This is a genomic window from Pseudokineococcus marinus (genome assembly GCF_013004605.1).
Classification (GTDB): Bacteria; Actinomycetota; Actinomycetes; order Actinomycetales; family Quadrisphaeraceae; genus Pseudokineococcus; species Pseudokineococcus marinus.
Genome location: NZ_JABEMA010000562.1, coordinates 1 through 1042 on the forward strand (window position 1 = coordinate 1; position 1042 = coordinate 1042).

The 1042-nt window shown below is 79.8% G+C and carries 1 protein-coding gene; it reads right to left on the reverse strand.

Annotated features, from left to right (window positions below; translation table 11 throughout):
* A partial coding sequence (locus tag HLB09_RS17495) for an ATP-binding cassette domain-containing protein (protein ID WP_171204545.1) occupies window positions 1-1042 on the reverse strand: 1042 nt, incomplete at both ends.

The following is a 1042-nucleotide window of genomic DNA, read 5'->3' on the forward strand; positions in this document are numbered from 1 at the left end:
GACGTCGTCGACCACGCGGGCGAGCAGCGCCCCCCGCCGCAGCGGCCCGGGCCCGGGCACGCGCGGCACCAGCGCCGCGTACACCTGCGAGCGCCACGCGCCGAGGCGGGCGAAGGCGACCTGGTGGCTGACGAGCCGCTCGAGGTAGCGCAGCAGCGGCCGCGCGACGGCGGACCCGCGGACGAGGACCACCGCCGTCGACAGGCTCAGCACGGGCGGCAGGTCCGACGCCCGCACGAGCAGCCAGGCGGCCGCGCCCGTGAGCACGAGCCCGGACACCCACGACGACGCCCCCAGCGCGACGGCGGTGCCCGGCCGGCCCGAGGCCCAGCACCAGACCCGCCCCGGGCGCCCGCCCGCTCCCCGCACCCTGTCGACACTTCGCCGCCCAGAGGGGGTCCTCGACGGCGAAGTGTCGACAGAGTGCGTCGAGGAAGCAGCGCCTGACGACGAGATGTCGACAGAGTGCGCGGCAGGGGCGGCGACGTCGACGGCGCGGTCGACGGCGGCGAGCAGGGCCCGGCGGTGCGAGACGACGAGGACGGCGCAGCCGCGGGCGGCCGCCTCCCGCAGGCGCGCGACGACGACGCGCTCGGCGTCGGCGTCGAGGTGGGCGGTCGGCTCGTCGAGCAGCAGCACGACGGGGTGACGGGCCGCGAGGGCCAGCGCGCGGGCGAGCGCCAGGCGCTGGCGCTGCCCCGACGACAGGCCCGCGCCGCCCTCGCCGAGCGGCGTCGCGAGCCCCTCCGGCAGGGCGGCGACCTCGGCGGCGAGGCCGACGTCGGCCAGGGCCGCCCAGCGCTCGTCGTCCGTGGCGAGCGGCTCGAGGGCGTCGGCGACGGTGCGCGCGTGCGGCAGCGTCGGCCGCTGCGGCACGTGCAGCACGTCCCCGACCACGACCGTCCCGGCGACCACCGGCTGCACCCCGGCGAGCACGCGCAGCGCCGTCGTCTTGCCGGCGCCCGAGGGGCCGCGCAGCGCGACGAGCTCGCCGGCGCGCACGGCGAGGTGCGGCAGGTCGAGCGCGTCGACGGCGGCGCCT